Raw genomic sequence first — 17,628 nt, 5'->3', positions numbered from 1 at the left:
CATCAAATTTTAATTTGTACTTTCAATAAATTCGGATCTCTTCTCTCTTTGAGAAAACTCACCGTATCCTCTAAAGAGATTTCTTTTGAAATCAGGTGATTGACCTGAATCCGACCTTCCTTTACCCAATGATAAGCAGGTAAAAAAGTATGGTTTATCGCCATTGATCCAAGTAATGTCCAATCTTTATGATAGAGTTTAAAGGGGTTGACCGTAATTTTAGCATCGTCTGGTGTTACACCGAATTGCAAATATTTCCCATATGGACCTAAATAGTCAATGGCTGTTTCAATAACTGACGGAATTCCCGTCGCATCTACCACAACATCAAAACCATTTGGATAATTTTTCATTTCTGATTCCAAGTTTTCACTTAATACTCCTTTAGTTGCTCCCCATTTTAATGCAAGGTCCAATTTTTCCTGTGCAATATCGACAATAACCAATTCAGAAGCCCCAGACATCTTCAAGGATTGAACGAGCTGTTGACCCATAGCACCCGCACCAAATAACAATACTCTGTCCCCAACATTGAGCTGTAACCGATTCATGCCATGTACCACACAAGCCATTGGTTCGATAAAAGCCGCTTCTTGAAAACTCATGGTATCTGGAATTTTAATCACATTATCTACTGGAACTTTAACATATTCCGCCATACTTCCATCCACTGTATTCCCTAAAGCTCCCCAATTCAGACAATGATTACCACGGTTTGTTAAACAGTATTCACACTTACCACAAAATAAAGATGGGTCTGCTGTAACACGATCCCCCTTTTCAAAAGCAGTAACTCCTTCTCCTATTTCATATATTGTACCTGAGAACTCATGACCAGGAATAATCGGATAAGGAGATAGAAATTCACCTTTGAAAATATGCACATCTGTACCACAAACACCTATATTCTCCACCTTAATCGTTACTTCCCCATGACCAGGATTGGGATAAGAAACTTCTTTCACACTTGCTTCATATGGTTTTTCTATGACTAACGCTTTCATTTTGTAACAAACACTCCTTTACTCTAAATTCGTATGATATTGTTCCATTGTTTCGTCTGAAATGTTAACTTTATCTTTTAACCAAATAATCAGCCATTCAAACAAGAATAATTGAGCTTGCTCAAACACAGCCCCCATAGGTTGAAGAGATTGGCGGCTATCAATAGCATCTTTCATTGTTTGAGCTTGAATGACAATCATTTGTGATGCAAATTCAGTAAGAGGAGAATCCTTATCTGCCGTCATATAAACAACCTCTGCTTTGCTTTCTTTTACAACATTTAAAAGAGCTTTTACAGTTGATAAATATCCAGTGCCAGAACTCGTAATAAATAAATCCTCTTCCGTTATTTTGGGTGTCGTCACATCTCCTACCATATGCACCTCAAAACCTAAATGCATCAAACGCATTGCAAAGGCTTGTAACATAAGACGCTCTCTGCCTAATCCATATATAAAAATTTTCCTTGCTTGTTGAATATGTTTTGCAAACTCCTCTATATCTTTTTCATTAACAGATAGAAAAGCTTTTTTTGCTTCATCTACAATTTCAACACGTTGATCCATCTTCACCATCAGTAAGAACACCCCATTCTTTTCATCGTATTCTTCCAATACTCCACACTTTCTATTAGATCATTTAACACCTGTTGATCATCTTCTTCAAAGGCATGACCTATTTCTAAGTATAAACGTTCGGTAGTATTTTTCTTTACTGTTTGTAATACCTCTTCTCCACGAATCATACCATCCCGGTTATATTTTTCTGTAAATGGATAATGACGATCCAAATAACCATCTGTTTGCTGCAAATGGATCATGTCGATTTTATCATCCAATGTCTCTATCCAATGTAGTGGATTTCGATTGTTGTCATCCAGTTTCGGATTGGTGGTGTGACCTATATCAAAACAAAGCGAAAGTCTTGCCCCTCGACCGTTTAGCTTCTGATTAATATCCTCCACAAATTTTTCGGTTTCTTCTATCGTTAAAGTACTCTCTCGCTCAACTGGGGTTGGCTCCCAGTAAAATGCTTCTATTCCATACTTTTGCTTGGCAATTGTGAGTAAGTAAATCAGTAACTCTGTACTATGCTGTTGCACATAATCACTTTTTTGTGAATCGTGAAAAGTAGCAACATCCATTCCGCCAATTGGGCCACCTGTTGTTTGTACCCCTAATAATTTTGTCATATGAAAAGCATGTGCAAACCAGTCGGCACCATCCATTCTACCTTCTACTAGGGGATGATATAATAGATTGTGTGCATAAATGGAAAGTCCAGCAAAGGTAGATTGAATGGTTATACCGTGTTTTTCACATTCGTTTTGTACACGATAACAATAAGATTCTACACTTTGTTCCTTCGCTCTTGGGTCAAACTGATCAAAAGAGAATTGTACATGCTCTAAACCCAGCTCCTCTTTTACCACTTTTGCCCACTCCTTCGGGTCAGCCCAGCGCTTAATCGCAAAACCAGTTGAAATACCGAACTCTATCGTCATATTAATCCTCATCTCCAATAAAACCATTGGGATAGACCATAATCTTAATACTTTCTTCTTTATTGGTACGAGCCTTTTCCATCGCTTCTTGTGTGTCTTTTAATTCAAAGCGATCCGTAATTAAGTCATGCATATTCGCTATTTTAGACGATAGAAAATCAATTCCCTTAGGATAAGTGTTTACGTATCGGAAAATACCAGAAATATCAATTTCATTATCAGCAATCGCTGGAACATTCATGGCAATGTCACTTTGTGGCGGCAGTCCAATAATCGCCATTTTACCTCCTCTTTTAACCGATGCTAATGCCGATTGCAGCGCTTTGGGATTACCTGCTGTTTCAAATGCAACATCAACGCCTTCTCCATTTGTTAATTCTTGTATTCTATCATCCGGATTTTCTTCTAACACATTAATTACATGATCTGCTCCCATTTTTTTCGCTGCTTCTAGTCTGATAGGTGCTAAATCTGTCACGATTACTTCTTTAGCTCCAAATGCTTTCACTGCTGCTACGGCTGTTAAACCTACTGGCCCCATCCCCATGATTGCAACAGTAGAACCTGGCTCTAATTTCGTACGGTTTGCAGCATGGATACCAACTGAAAAAGGTTCGTTAAACGCCCCTTCCTCAAAACTTAAATGATCGGGAATTTTATAAACGAAATCTTGTCTATGCTTAAAGTATTGTACAAATGCACCATCAATTGGAGGAGTTGCTAGAAATTCTACCTTTGGACATAAATTATAGCGGCCTGCTTTGCAATGCTTACACTTCCCACAAGTAACACCAGGCTCGATCGCAACACGATCTCCAATCTCTAAATCTGTGACTCTGTCTCCCTTTTCCACTACAAATCCAGCACATTCATGCCCTAAAATGATAGGTTTTTCTACTACATATGGGCCAATTTTACCATGCTCATAATAGTGGATATCTGAACCGCATATGCCAACGGCCATTACTTTAATTAAGACTTCATCTTCTGCAATTTCCGGAACAGGTAATTCCTTTATTTCAATGTCAAATGTTTTATTCATGACAGCAGCCTGCATTGTTTTTGGTATGTCTGTTAAATGTGTCAATCTAATTCCTCCTCAATAAAATGTTTTATTTAACAGCGCCCATCGAAAGTCCTTGCACTAGGTATTTTCTTACGGCTAAACCTGCTACAACCATTGGTGTTATAATTACTGTACCTGTTGCCATCGCTTGCCCCCAAGCTATCCCTTGTTGAGTTATTAACATCGAAGCAGCAACGGGTATCGTTTGTGTACTATGCCCTGAGAAAATAGAAGCAAACATAAAGTCGTTCCATGCAAACATTAAGCATAAGATGCCAGTAGCTACAAGACCTGTTGTTGCCGTTGGGACAGCAATTTTCAAGAAGGCTTGAAACTTACTGCATCCATCAATCATAGCCGCTTCTTCAAGTGCTTCTGGAACTTCTTTAAAAAAGATCATCATCATCCATAAGGCAAATGGTAAATTAAATGTCGTGTAAGCAAAAATGAGACCGGTCATGGTTCCAACTAAATTTAATTGTGTGAAAAGCAAATAAAGTGGTAACATCACGGCCGGAATTGGGGCCATTCTTGTACTAATAATCCAAAATGCAATATGCTTCGTTTGTTTGAACCTGCCTCTTGCTAAAGCATATCCACCTAGTGCCCCGAGTACGAGTGAGATCACGGTGGAGGTAACAGAAGCTACCACACTGTTTCTAAGATAATTTAAAAACCCACCGTCTTCTGAGAACATATATTTAAATGTGTCAAAGTTCGGTTCAAAAAAGATTTTTGGCGGCATGGCAAACATACCTGCTTGTGTCTTTAAAGATGATAAAACCATCCAAATGATTGGTACCAACGCCCATGTAAGACCTAGAAAAACAATGAAATATAAAGCCATTTGTGTTAACAGCTTTTTATTATTTCGTTTTTTCCTTGCCATTTTTATTGTCCTCCTTCCTTTTCACCAAACAATCATACCCTTTATTGTTTATCCATCATGAATTTCACAAAAAACTGTCCTAAGAAAATTGTCACAATTAACATCGTTATCCCTAAGACAGAACCTGCTCCGAAATCTTGAAACTTAAAAGCAACTTCCATTAAATAATAGCCAGCTACTTTGGTAGAATCAGCTGGACCACCTTCTGTAGCAATTTTAATCTTATCAACAAATCGTAAAATATCCATTGATCTAACTAACAAAGCCACTACAATCGTTTTTGCTATCAATGGTAAAATGACGTAGGTTAGCTTTTGTAAATAATTTGCTCCATCCACATCGGCTGCCTCTAAGGGCTCTGATGAAAGTGAATTTAACCCTGCTAATACAATTAAAGTAATAAGAGGTGTCCACTCCCAAACATCCATTAAAATGATTGCAGGCATTGAGGTCATTGTATCTCCTAAAATTTGGGTTTCCATACCTAGCAAACTAAAAAACCAATCATATAAACCATATGTGGAATTTAGCAAATACCGTCCTAGTAAACCAGCCACAACTGGGGCTACGAAAACAGGAATCATCCACAGTGTTACAACAATATTTTTACCTTTTGGTAAATGATAAATAGCTAATGCCATCCCCACACCAATAAGCAATTGCAGTCCTAAACCAACTCCGACATATAAAATGGTGCGTCCCCATGAACTCCAAAAAAGAGAGTCAGATAAAACATATATCCAGTTTCCTAGTCCAATAAATTCCGGTCGTTGAAATGAGATCGTAAAATCCATAAAACTGGCATAGATAAGATATAGAAATGGGAAAATGCTAATAATAGCTAATAGAACCATCGAAGGAATCAACATCCAAAACTCTGTGCTAAACTTCCTTCGTTTTTTTTTAACATGATGGTCTGTATTTTTGCTCCATGATTTTTCCGCATTAATCTGCAATATTTACACCACCTTTCCTTTTATAAGGTGAGCTGGTCTTCAAGTCCGCTCACTGTATACGCAACTGGAATATACTCGCTTTCCCGCAGGAGTCTCGCATATTCCAGTTGCTGAACATTTCATTCATCTACAAACTTGGCTTTGAGACAACCTTTTTATTTATTTGTTAAACGATTGGTTTGCTCTGCGATTTCATTTACTGCTTCTTCTGGGGTTTGTTGTCCGGCTAACATTTTCGACAGTTCTGTAAATATGAACGTATCAACTTGCGGCCATTGCGGAATCTTCGGACGCATATATGCATATTCAGGCTCCCATGCTTTCAATGTAGCTTCCATCGCTAATAAGTTTGGCATCTCCTCAGATTCCGGTGTGCCAGGTTGCATCCCTTTTTGTACATCTTCTAACTCATAAACAGAATTACGAGTTGGTGTAGAACCACCTTCATCTGATTTTAAAATCATGTATTGTGCTTGTGGAGAAGTAGACCAAACGATGAATAACCATGCTGCTTTAATTTCTTCTTCACTCGCATATTTATTAATACCAATTCCTGTGCCACCGTACATATGCGCTTTTCTTTCTTTCCCTTTTGGTAATGTTGTCCAAGCTACATCTCCTGCGATATTCGAGCTGCTTTCATCTTCGAACATGGCACTAAATTCATGCCATTCCGGAATCATAGCAATATTACCCGAAGCAAACCCTTCTGCTACTCCGGACCAATCCCAAGACAAGCTTCCTGGATCTGCTACTTCTAATAATTTGTTATAAAATTCAGCGGATTCTACTGCAACTTCTGAGTCCATTGCAGATGCTCCTGGATCCATTGAACCAATGCTGCCTAAGTCTCCTTTTTCAAAATAATCGCCACCGTTCGCTGCTAATATGTTACTAAAGTCATTCATTAAGGAATCATGTTGTTTTGCTTGATGACCTGTACCATATTCTACTTCTGTAATAACACCTTCTTCTGCTTTTTCGGTGATCCATTTTGCTATTTCATAGTATTCATCCCAAGTCATGTCCTCATCTGGTGTCCAGTCATATCCCATCTCTTCTTCAAATTGATCTTTATATTTTTCAAAAACATCTTTTCGATAGGCTAAAACCATTGTTGGGTTATCATATGGTAATGTGTACAATTCCTCTTTATCGCCCATATAACCAGCTGCTTCTAATTGGGAAGCTGGAAAATCCTCTAAGCCTCCAGGAATTTGAGGAACAGTTGGTTCATCAATAAATTGATTTAAATCAAAGAAATGATCGGATTGCTTTGCTAGAATTTGATATGGATCTGCATATACTAAATGATATTTGGCAGATTGTGCATTGAAATCAAGACCAGCCTTTTCTACCACTGTTGCTAAATCTGTTTGCTCAATATTGACCTTAATTCCAGTAACTTCTTCAAATAAATCAATATTGGCTGCAATAGCAGAGGAAGGAGGAGTATTTTCTGAGATAAAGTTTAACTCTACACCTTCAAATTGTTTCCAATCATATCCTTCAGGTGCCGTGATTTGTGGTAAACCTTCTACCCATCCGTCAAATGGTGCTGGCTCTTGTACATCTGGATTAATGTTTTCATCATCTCCACTTGACACATCTACCTGTTCATCTTCACCTGATGAACATGCCATTAAAGTGAATAACATAAACATAACAATTGCTGAAAACCAAAGATTTATTTTTCTCACTAATTGTTCCTCCTTTAAATTTTTTTATGAAAGGGCCCTTTTTTGAATACGTTTTCATTATAGGGTTGAAAATTATGTATGTAAATACAATGTTATACAGGTAATGTCACTATTCAAAAGTGACATAAGTAAAATAAATCCTCCAAATTATAAAATTACCAGCACTTATCATGATAGGTTTTTCATGATAAGTCGTTCAAAATTAACATTATTCAAGAAGGGGGATATTCACTATTTAGCAAGATAAACTAAGGAGAGGAAATTCATAGATCATGGGGTAATCTATTTAATTCTTCTCCTTACTTACGTTCATCTATTCAAATAGTTAAGATTTGTACTCAAGAACAACCATGTCCCAATATTTTAATGATGGTAACCTGAAGGTAACTCGGTTATCTAATTGCTCGAAATCTAGTGGAATAGCAGAACCATGATCAATATCTGGTGAAGCTACCCAGATTTTATCTACTCTTTTATCCGTATCAACTGTTATGCTGATATCTTCCAGCCATCTAGGTTCTGTTTGTTCCCCCATTTGGTCTCTCCACTCTAATGAAGTGGCGTTTGTAAAATTAATAAAATGTAGAATCTCTTTATTATCTACTTTTTTGTTAAAGTTCCAAATAGAACCTATCTCTGGGTGTTTGGTTATGGACAGGTTCTCTTTAGACAGAACCTCTTTGTCTATTTCTACCGATTCATCACGTAGAAGATTTTGATAGGCTACAGAAAAATCATAATAACTAATAAGTTGTTCATTTAATTCTTTAGAGATATTTAAGTTCTTATTTGGAAAATACTCTTTAGCTAGCAAATTTTCCCCAAGTTCTATGTGAGCACCTCCGGAAGCAAAAATAACCGCATCCGTAAACAATACACCAGGAGTGTTAAATTCTCCTGGAGAATCAGCAAGATCATAGTTCATATAGGCTGCTAATACAGTTTGAAGCCTGCCGTCACTTAGTCGTTTATTCTCGTCGACTATTTGCTTTAGGTCTTGATAATACGGATGCTCCCATGTTTCTGTATATAAAAAGTTTACAGGCGATTGGGCAATTTCAGCCTGGCCATACTGTGATACAGCATTCATTACTAAGTCTACATCCAATTTATCCTTCGCTTTTTTTAAAAAAGTGGGATAAGTTTCCCATAAGTCTACTTTTTCTCCGTCCTTATTCCACACGTCTCCTCGATGACCAAGCTGGTCAACGTGCCAGCCATCGAAATTTAACTGGTTAAATACCTCTTGTTCCTTTTCAAATAGAAACCTCTGCCACTTTAAATTAGAGGGATCAAATAAATAAATGTTGCTTTTCCATTCCTCTGGTAATGGGTGCTTATCTTGTTCATTCTGATTAGGATCTTTAAATATCCCCCATTCTCTGCTCACCCCTTTTACCTCATAGTTCTCATTAGCACCGAATAATAGATTGTAATTCATTGCCTTCATATTTTTTTCATGAGCCATTTCAATATAGTTTTCTATTGTTTGCTTAGAAACTTCTCTGTTGGCAATGTCCTGCCATGTTGAAGCAACTTCTCCATTTTCCATTTTCAAAGGATGATCATGTCTATCTTGCCAATCATAAAATTGAATCCCATTTATATGGAATCGATTTAACTTTTCTATAATTCTTTGCTGTTCTTGTTCATTGATCGTCTGAAAATTTGCCAAGTACCCATATCTCGGAAATTTGCTCCAATCCGAAGAAACATCTACTCCCATATTAAGTTGATTGGTTATTTCCTCACCATCAGTTAAAACAATTTCCACCATATACCCTTGAAAATCTTTATTAGGTGGCTGCCATTCCCACGTAATCTCTTGGTCACCAGTTAACTCTATTTTCTCCTCCTGAATCACGTCATTTAAATGTTTATAACGAACAAAAATGTTTTGGCCAATTACTTCTTTATTTAAGGTTAAACGAAAAGTAACAGCTTCGCCTGGTGAATATGCAGCTTTATCCTTTGTAATTTCTAACAAACTAACTTTTCCATCTGATTCATTTGGTTCATTAGGTGTACATCCTATGGAAAATATAAGAAGACTCCCCAATACGTAAAAAGAAAGAAATATTTCTTTTTTCCACATAAATTCACTTCCCATTTGCATCATTATCTTTTTTATTTTAAGGACGATAAATAAATAAGCAAAAAGCCATCTGACTTTTTGCTTATTTGAAGAAAGCTTATTCTAAAATCGCACTGGATTGTGCTGGAAGGGTAAGGTTAATTCGCTTTTTACCATGATTGCGTTTGACTTTGTCTGTCGCATACACAATATTTACTTTTCTCATATCGTCCAAAGTTAAGCTGACCTTAACCGTTTCCTTGCTTAAGTTGTGTACAACTAGATTCGTTTCCTCTTCATCAACACGTTTATATGCTAGTACTTTTTCATTGCCTGTTTCAACGGCTTCAATCTCACCATTCATCAGTGCTTTACTAGATTTACGTACTTCAATCAGATCACGGTAATGACCTAACATAGAATTCGGGTCGTTGATTTGCTCCTCTACCGTTACTGCTGTCTCACCAGTGTTATATATTGGTTCCATCCAATTTGTTAAATATTCGTCATCTTCTACTTCCCACTTAAATGGTTCTCGAATATAGATGTCAGGATTATCACCAAATTTATTTGATCTGCTAGTTTTATCTCCTACCATACCAAGCTCTTCACCATAGTAAATATACGGATTACCTGATAAAGTCATTAAGATAGATGCTGCTAATTTAGCCTTCTTTTCATTTCCCTCAAATTGGGTCATCGTACGCACTTCATCATGGTTATTTAAAAAGACAGCGTCTGTTGCCCCACCTTCTCTTTTCTTATTATAAAGCGCAAGTACTTCTTCTTGAAGTTCAGCGATATCATGATTTTCTCCCGTTTGAACAGACTCCATGATTGCATCACCAAGATCAAAGTTAAATGCGGATTCCATTCCCTCATAGTAAGAAGCAACTACTTCTTTATCCTGCCAAATCTCCCCTACTAAATAAACATCTGGATCTACCTTTTGTAATTCTGTTTCGAATTTTTTCCACCATTGAACGTTCGCTTCATGATCATAATGTACACCATCGCCCGGCCAGTAGATATGAGGTGCAGCATCCAGACGGAAGCCATCAACTCCTAGATCCATCCAATGTTTTGCAGCATTAATAATTTCGTCTTGCACTTCATTATTATAAAAATTCAAGTCTGGAATAACAGATGGTAGTGTGTCATAAAAATGTGCTAAATAGTGATCGCCACTTTCTGCCTCATGCCACATCTGTTGATCCCACGGGCCTTTTTCATTAGTATCCGTATTTTCATCTGCCCAAATATAATAGTCACGATATTCACTATCTGGATCCATCGCTTGCTGGAACCATGGGTGCTCTATGCTTGTATGATTCACAACAAAATCCATAATAACATCAATACCGCGCTTATCAGCCTCTTCAACTAAATATTGAAAATCTTCGATGTCACCATATTCTGGATCGATAGAATAGTAATCTGTTGTATCATATTTATGATAAGTTGGGGAAGGAGTAATTGGCATTAACCAAATAGCAGTCGCACCTAAATCTTCAATATAATCCAATTTTTCTGCAACTCCGCGCAAATCTCCTACACCATCTCCATCTGAATCAGCAAATGATCGGACTAATATTTCATAAAATACATCATTTTCTGTCTGAACTATTTTATCTTGCTTTATTGGTGCTTTGCCTTCAGCAAGAATGCTGGTTTGAGTACTAAATAGTAATGGAATCGTTAATAAACCTGCTAATACTTTCTTTTTCATGTGATTCTCCTCCCTTTTTGATTTAAACAGACACCTGCTGTATCAGGCATCTATTCAAATCATAGATAAAAATTCATAAAACTATAACTTAACTATTTATTTTTTCCCATTGAAGAAAAGTTGTACTTTACGTTCTTCGTCTTCCGGAATGTTAACATATAACGTACTTTCTGCTTGGTCATAATAATATGTTTCTTTTGTATCTTTCACGTCATCTTTGCTATCCACTTGTTTGTACTTAGCAGAAGCTGCCTGAACTTTTCGTGGCTCTTCTACTTGGTTCAGTTTTAATGTGTAAGATGCTATATCTGAATCTCCGTAATTTTGTACTTCTTTTTGTTGTTCAAATGTGATGATGTTTTTATTTTGTTTGTTCACTGTAAAGTTTGTCACATTGTATTCACCATTCTTATAATCTAGTGATTGACTATCATCTTCATAGAATGAATAAGTAGCACTATCATTCAAGTATGTGTCTAACACTAGATTTTTAAGTGGTTTTTCCCCAGTGTATTGCTGTACTTCACGTGTTGGAATGATAGAGTCCTTTTTGATAAAGATAGGCGTGTGATCTAATTCCGCTTGTTGTGTTATCGTTTGATTTCCTTCGTATTCTTTTCCAGTCCAGAAGTCTACCCACGTTTCGCCTTTTGGCAAGTACACATCAACAGATGTAGCACCTTCTTCTAAAACTGGAGCTACCATGATACTGTCACCAAACATGAATTGCTTATGAATATCATATGTGTTTTTATCTTCTTGGAAATGGTAGACAAGTGGCTGCTGAACGGGTTTACCTGTTTCAGTCGCCTCTTGCATCGCATTATACAAATAAGGCATTAGCTGATAACGCATTTCAATATATTTACGGCTAATATCTTCTACTTCCTGACCGAATGCCCAAGGTTCTTGTCCTTGTTTAACTTCAGCCTTTGAATCACTGTCGTAATGGATACGTGCAAAAGGAGAAAAGGCGCCGATTTGGATCCAACGTGCGAACAATTCTGCATCAGGACGACCGGCAAAACCGCCGATATCTCCACCGACCATTGGAACCCCGGATAAACCGATGTTCATGTTCATTGGAAGAGTCATTTCTAGGTGCTCCCAATTACTCACGTTATCACCCGTCCAAAGAGCAGAATAACGTTGAGTACCAGCGTACATATCACGTGTTAAAACAAACGGACGCTCATTAGGCTTGTGCATTTCAAATGCATTATATGTTGCTTCTGCTTCGTCATGCCCGAATAAATTGTGATATTCTTCGTGTAAGATTTTATTATCTTCTGAACCAAAATACGAATCTAATGGCATGGTCCAGTAAGATTCTGCTTCAAACACTGCAGGCTCATTCATATCATTCCAAATACCATCGATTCCTGCATCAAACAGAATGCTATGCTTATCAGCCCACCAGTCTCTTACTTCTTCTTTTGAGAAGTCTGGGAACATAGAATCTCCAGGCCATACTGGACCTACAAATGGAGTTCCATCAGCATTTTTTGCCCAATAATCATTTTCTGTTCCTTCATCATACATAAAGTAGCCTTCTTCTTTTTTCACCGCTGGGTCATTAATAGCAATCGCATGAAATCCTTCCATAGACTTTAATTGATCCAATGCTTGTTTGTACTCTTCTGACCATGTAAACAATCGATATTCTTGCATATAGTCGATATCAAAGTGCATTACATCTAACGGAATATTTTTATCACGGTATGTTTGAGCTACTTCTAAAATTTCGTCAGCAGTGTATTCCCACTTACTTTGATGCAGACCCATTGTCCACTCTGCAGGAAGCTCATATTTACCTGTGATTTCTGTATATTGATCCACTACATTGCTGATTTCAGGCCCATAAATAAAATAGTAATTTAACTGTCCGCCATCGGCATAGAAATAGTAGTAATCATCGCTCTCACTAGCCATTTCATAATAGGAACGATGCGAGTTGTCAAAGAAAATACCGTATGCTTTTTCGTCTTTCAAGCCCATAAAAAACGGAATAGACACATAAACATATTTTGAATCTTTAGAGTAAGCATAGTTATCCGTATTCCACATACCCATGCTTTTCCCACGTTTATTTAGCTCCAATCCGGTTTGCTCACCAAAGCCATAGAATGCTTCATCATTTGTTGTTTCTCTGAATACATACGGTTTCCCATCTTCATAACCAGCAGATGAATCGAATCCAGTATAGTCCTCATTAATGAGGTTGCCATTCTCATCTAAGAATTTCACACCGTAAGGTTCTTTATTAATAACAACAGAGATCTCGTCAGTATCTAGTTGGTATGTATTCTCTTTGTCTGTTGTTTTGAATGAAGGTGTTTCCCATTCTTTCTTTGCAATTCCTCGTGAATATTCAACTTCTTCTCCCTTTTCGACAACTGCTATTTGAGCAATATCGTTATCCAACAAGTAAATATACCCATCGTGATCTGCGCCCAAATCCAGTTTTACACCATTTTCTAATTCTTTAATATCTTGCACAATTAAGGGCTCTTCAAAATTTTCTTTGTTTAGTGGAATTTCCGGATGCGGTTTATCCACTGCCAAAGAAGTGATAGGAGCCATTGTAATGATCATTGCTATAATCATTACAGAAACTATCATTGTTTGACTAAGTTTCTTCATAGTATCACCTTTCTCTTGGATAAATTTGTCTTGCGCAAGACAAGTTTGATTTTACAGACAATTTCGAATCTTTACAATCTACCATTTAATGCTCTAACAAGAGGTCCCTATTACCTATACAACCGATTGCACAAACATTCGAAAACGTTGACACTTTTTGGAAAACGTTTTATAAGATTTTCAAAAATGAGTAAATAAATCTATATTTTTCCTTTTATATAACAGGACTTAAAGTCTATAAAATTCCTCCATTAGTAATAAATGAGTCATAGGTATCTTAAAAAAATAAAGCTAACCCTCACTATGAACAAATGTCCATAATGAGGGTTAGCTTATTGTAGAAATGAAAATAACTATGTTTTATAGATCTATAATTGGTTACGATAATAAACGCTATACCTATAACTAATAGTAATCCACCTATTACGAATCAATTACATATATTTCCACCCTATCATTTTCCTTTGAATACCTTAAGCAAACGATTGCCTATAATGATGTGGACAATCGTGTCCTTGTTTCTTATATTTAATTCCACACACTCTCTATCTCACAAATAGACAATTCTGAAATTTGCACATTACCATTTTTTACAAAGAAACCCATGTTATTACTCGTTTTAGATGGGAGTATAAGATTAGTGAGTACAACTTCTCCATCATTTACAAACACTTCAACCGAAGAACGGTCAACTAATATTCTTAACTGAAGAGTTTGATCTTTTAAAGGTAAATGCACCTGTTGTTTAGTAGGAAACTGTTCATGGAAGTCAACTTTTGAGCCTGATTTGGTTCTATTAAAAAATATAACCTCCTCCTGAGCATAATAACCAATCATAGTTTCCTCATCTACTCCTTGTTTTATTTTAAAACCGAATTCCTTTGCATCAATCGATTTCATCTGTGTAATGATTTCACAGGTATCGTATTGAAGTGACTCTATTGGGTTATCCTCAGGAGACACATTCACGTTACACAAATTCTTTTGATGCATTTTTATTTCATCCAATTCTCGGACTGGCTGCTGGATCAGTTTTAAGTCACCTTTTTCATCTTCCACTAATCGTACTTCTCTCGGTATAGTCATCGCACTTCGCCATGGGTTTGTTGGGACATCATTTGCATATTGCCAATTACTCATCCATGCTAACCATATTCGTCGACCATCTTCTGAAGGGATATCTGAAAAAGATTGTGCAGCATAAAAATCTTTTCCATAATCTACCCAGTTCACATGGTCAGGTGACTGATCATTGATGAACTTCTTTCCATCAAAGTTTCCTATTAAATATTGTGCTCCTGAACCACCTGCATACGCTTTCTCTTGTAAATCTACTTGTAAAACCCATTTTGTTCTAGATGTATCCCCATTTACATTCAATGGAAACAAATCAGGACACTCCCACACTCCGCCGTGGGCTCCTTCTCCTTGGCCAAACTCACTTAATAAATCCCAATCTATTAAATTTTGTGATCCATAAAACTGTACTCTGTCCCCAACTGCAAGCACCATCACCCATTTATCAGAGCCCTCATGCCAGACTACTTTGGGATCACGAAAATCTTTAATACCTGGATTAGATATAATAGGGTTTCCTTCATATTTCGTCCATGTTCTGCCATTATCTTTACTATAAGCCATACTTTGACTCTGCACTTCATCTTTTGAATGATGTGTAAAAAAAGCTACTAACCCCTCATCACCACCAAAAAAACCTGTTGTATCCTTCTTATCAACCATTACGCTGCCAGAAAAAATCATCCCTAACTCATCGGGTTCTAGCGCTATCGGCAAATGCTTCCAATGTAATAAATCATTACTTACTGCATGCCCCCAGTGCATAGGACCCCATTGCATACCAAAAGGATGGTACTGATAAAACAAGTGATACTCCCCTTTATAGTAGACCAAGCCATTTGGATCATTCATCCAATTTTTTTGAGGAGTAAAATGAAAGCTTGGACGATGTTCTTCTGTATAATAATTTGAATTTTCTTTTAAACCCATAACAGTCAACGTTAACACTCCTATCCATCATATTGGTAAAAATAGCTATTTATCGTCAAACATTTATGACATCGATAACCTTTTTGTATTACTTAGTGATTTCTTGATTCATGAACAATACTAAATCATTTTGCTAGTTTTTAGCCCCTGTACAGTTAACCCTTGTACGTAGCAATATTGCAAGCGTTAACACCGCTATTTCAACTTTTCAATAGCTTCATCGATCTATTAAACGATTACGTAAACGATTAACGTAATCGTTTAAATACATTGTATTCGCTTTCCCCCATTTTGTCAATCAGTCTATGAACACTTTTTTTGGTTTAAAATGATGATTTAGTTTGTTTTAACATTGATAGTTGAGTTCATATAGGATTATGATAGCTAACTGTGATTCTGATAAAGCTTTTTGATATATTTGCTCACCATTTCATCATATTCGGGATAGGCATACCCATGCTGCTTGGCAACATTGGAAGAAAGCACACGAAATAATTGTTGTGCTGTAAATAATGACTGCCAACATGCTGCAATCGTATCCAGTTTATATGTAGATATGATTTGTTCCCATACTTTTTCGTCTACAAATTCAACCAAGTATTTATATGATTTTCCTACGCTAACACTGAAATTCGTTTCAATCCCTACTTTCCATGCCAACATACGCAATAACTCTTCACGTACTATCTTTTCAAAATGATCATTTGCATAGATTAACTCATTACGGCATAACCCTTTAGCAACATATGTACAAACCCACCAAAACTCATTGCAACAATCATCAAAGCATGTATTGCTAGGTTTTTTTACATGATAGTCACGGTCTGACGGACTAAGTGTTTGGTTTACTCGCTGATCCTTATCCAATAAGATCTCTGTTAATGAATCGTCGTTCAGATAAAAATCCAGTTCTTCAAGTGGAATGAGCATCAAATCCAGGCGAATATCGTCCTCCAGTAACATTAAATAGGAAAACCAATTGCCTAATTCCGCTGGATATAAAGACATAGCCTCTGGTTTTTGTAATATAATACGCTCACCAAAATAATCGATCCATTTGTCATCCTCAATAAATGACAACATGTCTGTTACGACATACACTATGTCATAATCTTGAAAATCATCTCTTGGTACATTTTGATTTACTCTGGACCCATTCATGCCAACTACTCGAATTCGTTCATCTTCCTTGGCAAAAAGTAAGATCAGATTCATCATCTCTTTTTCACTTCTCATAATAAATACCTCCCGTTTCATTTTTAACTTATTATAACAGCTAGAATTCTTACTACCTATTTTTCTTAAAACAACAGCATTGTATCTATGTTTTTTAATAGGAAATATTGGATAGGATAACTATGAGGAGATGATTGTGATGAACAAAATTGACCTTATTCCTCGAGATACTGTAATTGCTATTGCAGGCACTGTAGGAATTGGTAAAACAACGTTGGCGAAACGATTAGCAGAGGTTCTACATTTTCGAACCTCTTTAGAAGAAATCGATAACAATCCATATTTGGAAAAATTCTATCAAAATTTTGAGAGATGGAGCTTTCATTTGCAGGTATACTTTTTGTCAGAGCGTTTTAAAAATCAGCAGCGAATTTACGAAGCTGGCGGAGGGTTTGTACAGGATAGATCTATCTATGAGGATCATGATATTTTTGCTCGGATGCAATACGAAACAGGAACCATGACAGAAATAGATTATCAAACCTATTACAGCCTATTTGAATCAATGGTTATGACACCATATTTCCAGCATCCTGATTTACTTATTTACTTAGAAGGTTCCTTTGATGATATTTTAAGACGTATCCAGACGCGAGGCCGAAAGATGGAGCAAGAGACTCCTGTTAGTTATTGGGAAGAAATGTATAATCGGTACGATAATTGGATTAATCAATTTCAAGCTTGCCCAGTTCTACGAATAAATATGAAGGAATACGATATCGTTTATGATCCATCATCGATTGCAATGATTGTAGATAAAATAGCTGAGAAAATATCCTGTAGAGACAAAAAAGATATAGAATAGATATAAATCAAACA

General features: G+C 36.6%; 13 protein-coding genes. 1 reads left to right on the top strand and 12 read right to left on the bottom strand.

The window, feature by feature from the left end:
- Positions 1-2 precede the first annotated feature (2 nt).
- The 12 genes from GHD00_RS13010 to GHD00_RS12955 form a co-directional block, all read right to left on the bottom strand.
- Complete coding sequence (locus GHD00_RS13010; protein WP_163538605.1) at positions 3-1,004, bottom strand: zinc-dependent alcohol dehydrogenase family protein; 1,002 nt, start codon at positions 1,002-1,004, stop codon at positions 3-5.
- 18 nt (positions 1,005-1,022) lie between these two features.
- Positions 1,023-1,580, bottom strand: a complete 558-nt coding sequence (hxlB, locus tag GHD00_RS13005) for a 6-phospho-3-hexuloisomerase (RefSeq protein WP_163538604.1) — start codon at positions 1,578-1,580, stop codon at positions 1,023-1,025.
- Positions 1,580-2,509, bottom strand: a complete 930-nt coding sequence (locus GHD00_RS13000; protein ID WP_163538603.1) for a sugar phosphate isomerase/epimerase family protein — start codon at positions 2,507-2,509, stop codon at positions 1,580-1,582. Before GHD00_RS13000 ends, hxlB begins: the two co-directional genes overlap by 1 nt.
- Before the next feature lies 1 nt (position 2,510).
- Positions 2,511-3,596, bottom strand: coding sequence for an NAD(P)-dependent alcohol dehydrogenase (locus GHD00_RS12995; protein WP_163538602.1), 1,086 nt, complete (start codon positions 3,594-3,596; stop codon positions 2,511-2,513).
- A 25-nt stretch (positions 3,597-3,621) separates the two neighbouring features.
- Positions 3,622-4,464: a carbohydrate ABC transporter permease gene (locus GHD00_RS12990; protein WP_163538601.1), complete on the bottom strand. Its 843-nt coding sequence runs from the start codon at positions 4,462-4,464 to the stop codon at positions 3,622-3,624.
- A 41-nt stretch (positions 4,465-4,505) separates the two neighbouring features.
- A complete protein-coding gene (locus tag GHD00_RS12985) occupies positions 4,506-5,420 on the bottom strand; it encodes a carbohydrate ABC transporter permease (protein WP_240468698.1) in 915 nt (304 codons plus the stop codon).
- A gap of 155 nt (positions 5,421-5,575) precedes the next feature.
- Positions 5,576-7,120, bottom strand: a complete 1,545-nt coding sequence (locus GHD00_RS12980; protein WP_240468697.1) for an extracellular solute-binding protein — start codon at positions 7,118-7,120, stop codon at positions 5,576-5,578.
- Between the two features lie 325 nt (positions 7,121-7,445).
- Positions 7,446-9,215 carry a glycoside hydrolase family 66 protein gene (locus GHD00_RS12975; protein WP_163538600.1) on the bottom strand — a complete coding sequence of 590 codons (1,770 nt, stop codon included), beginning with the start codon at positions 9,213-9,215 and terminating at the stop codon, positions 7,446-7,448.
- A 97-nt stretch (positions 9,216-9,312) separates the two neighbouring features.
- Positions 9,313-10,923, bottom strand: coding sequence for an alpha-amylase family glycosyl hydrolase (locus GHD00_RS12970; RefSeq protein WP_163538599.1), 1,611 nt, complete (start codon positions 10,921-10,923; stop codon positions 9,313-9,315).
- A gap of 96 nt (positions 10,924-11,019) precedes the next feature.
- On the bottom strand, positions 11,020-13,566 hold the full coding sequence (locus tag GHD00_RS12965) for a glycoside hydrolase family 31 protein (protein ID WP_163538598.1): 2,547 nt from the start codon (positions 13,564-13,566) through the stop codon (positions 11,020-11,022).
- Positions 13,567-14,094: 528 nt separating this feature from the next.
- Positions 14,095-15,573: a glycoside hydrolase family 32 protein gene (locus GHD00_RS12960; protein ID WP_240468700.1), complete on the bottom strand. Its 1,479-nt coding sequence runs from the start codon at positions 15,571-15,573 to the stop codon at positions 14,095-14,097.
- A 384-nt stretch (positions 15,574-15,957) separates the two neighbouring features.
- A complete protein-coding gene (locus tag GHD00_RS12955) occupies positions 15,958-16,809 on the bottom strand; it encodes an aminoglycoside 6-adenylyltransferase (protein ID WP_163538596.1) in 852 nt (283 codons plus the stop codon).
- A gap of 139 nt (positions 16,810-16,948) precedes the next feature.
- On the opposite strand from GHD00_RS12955, the gene GHD00_RS12950 reads away from it, so the two are divergent.
- Positions 16,949-17,614: a deoxynucleoside kinase gene (locus GHD00_RS12950; RefSeq protein ID WP_240468696.1), complete on the top strand. Its 666-nt coding sequence runs from the start codon at positions 16,949-16,951 to the stop codon at positions 17,612-17,614.
- Positions 17,615-17,628 lie beyond the last annotated feature (14 nt).

It is taken from the genome of Gracilibacillus sp. YIM 98692, from assembly GCF_010993965.1.
GTDB lineage: Bacteria > Bacillota > Bacilli > Bacillales > Amphibacillaceae > Gracilibacillus.
The sequence above is the reverse complement of the archived record's forward strand: the minus strand, read 5'-3'. Positions and strand labels throughout refer to the sequence as shown.

Bases quoted from the DNA above. Each gene is read 5' to 3' on its own strand.
- GHD00_RS12990 (WP_163538601.1), bottom strand. From the start codon at position 4,464: ATGGCAAGGAAAAAACGAAATAATAAAAAGCTGTTAACACAAATGGCT.
- GHD00_RS13010 (WP_163538605.1), bottom strand. From the start codon at position 1,004: ATGAAAGCGTTAGTCATAGAAAAACCATATGAAGCAAGTGTGAAAGAA.
- GHD00_RS12970 (WP_163538599.1), bottom strand. From the start codon at position 10,923: ATGAAAAAGAAAGTATTAGCAGGTTTATTAACGATTCCATTACTATTT.
- hxlB (WP_163538604.1), bottom strand. From the start codon at position 1,580: ATGGTGAAGATGGATCAACGTGTTGAAATTGTAGATGAAGCAAAAAAA.
- GHD00_RS12955 (WP_163538596.1), bottom strand. From the start codon at position 16,809: ATGAGAAGTGAAAAAGAGATGATGAATCTGATCTTACTTTTTGCCAAG.
- GHD00_RS12975 (WP_163538600.1), bottom strand. From the start codon at position 9,215: ATGTGGAAAAAAGAAATATTTCTTTCTTTTTACGTATTGGGGAGTCTT.
- GHD00_RS13000 (WP_163538603.1), bottom strand. From the start codon at position 2,509: ATGACGATAGAGTTCGGTATTTCAACTGGTTTTGCGATTAAGCGCTGG.
- GHD00_RS12960 (WP_240468700.1), bottom strand. From the start codon at position 15,573: ATGGGTTTAAAAGAAAATTCAAATTATTATACAGAAGAACATCGTCCA.
- GHD00_RS12965 (WP_163538598.1), bottom strand. From the start codon at position 13,566: ATGAAGAAACTTAGTCAAACAATGATAGTTTCTGTAATGATTATAGCA.
- GHD00_RS12950 (WP_240468696.1), top strand. From the start codon at position 16,949: ATGAACAAAATTGACCTTATTCCTCGAGATACTGTAATTGCTATTGCA.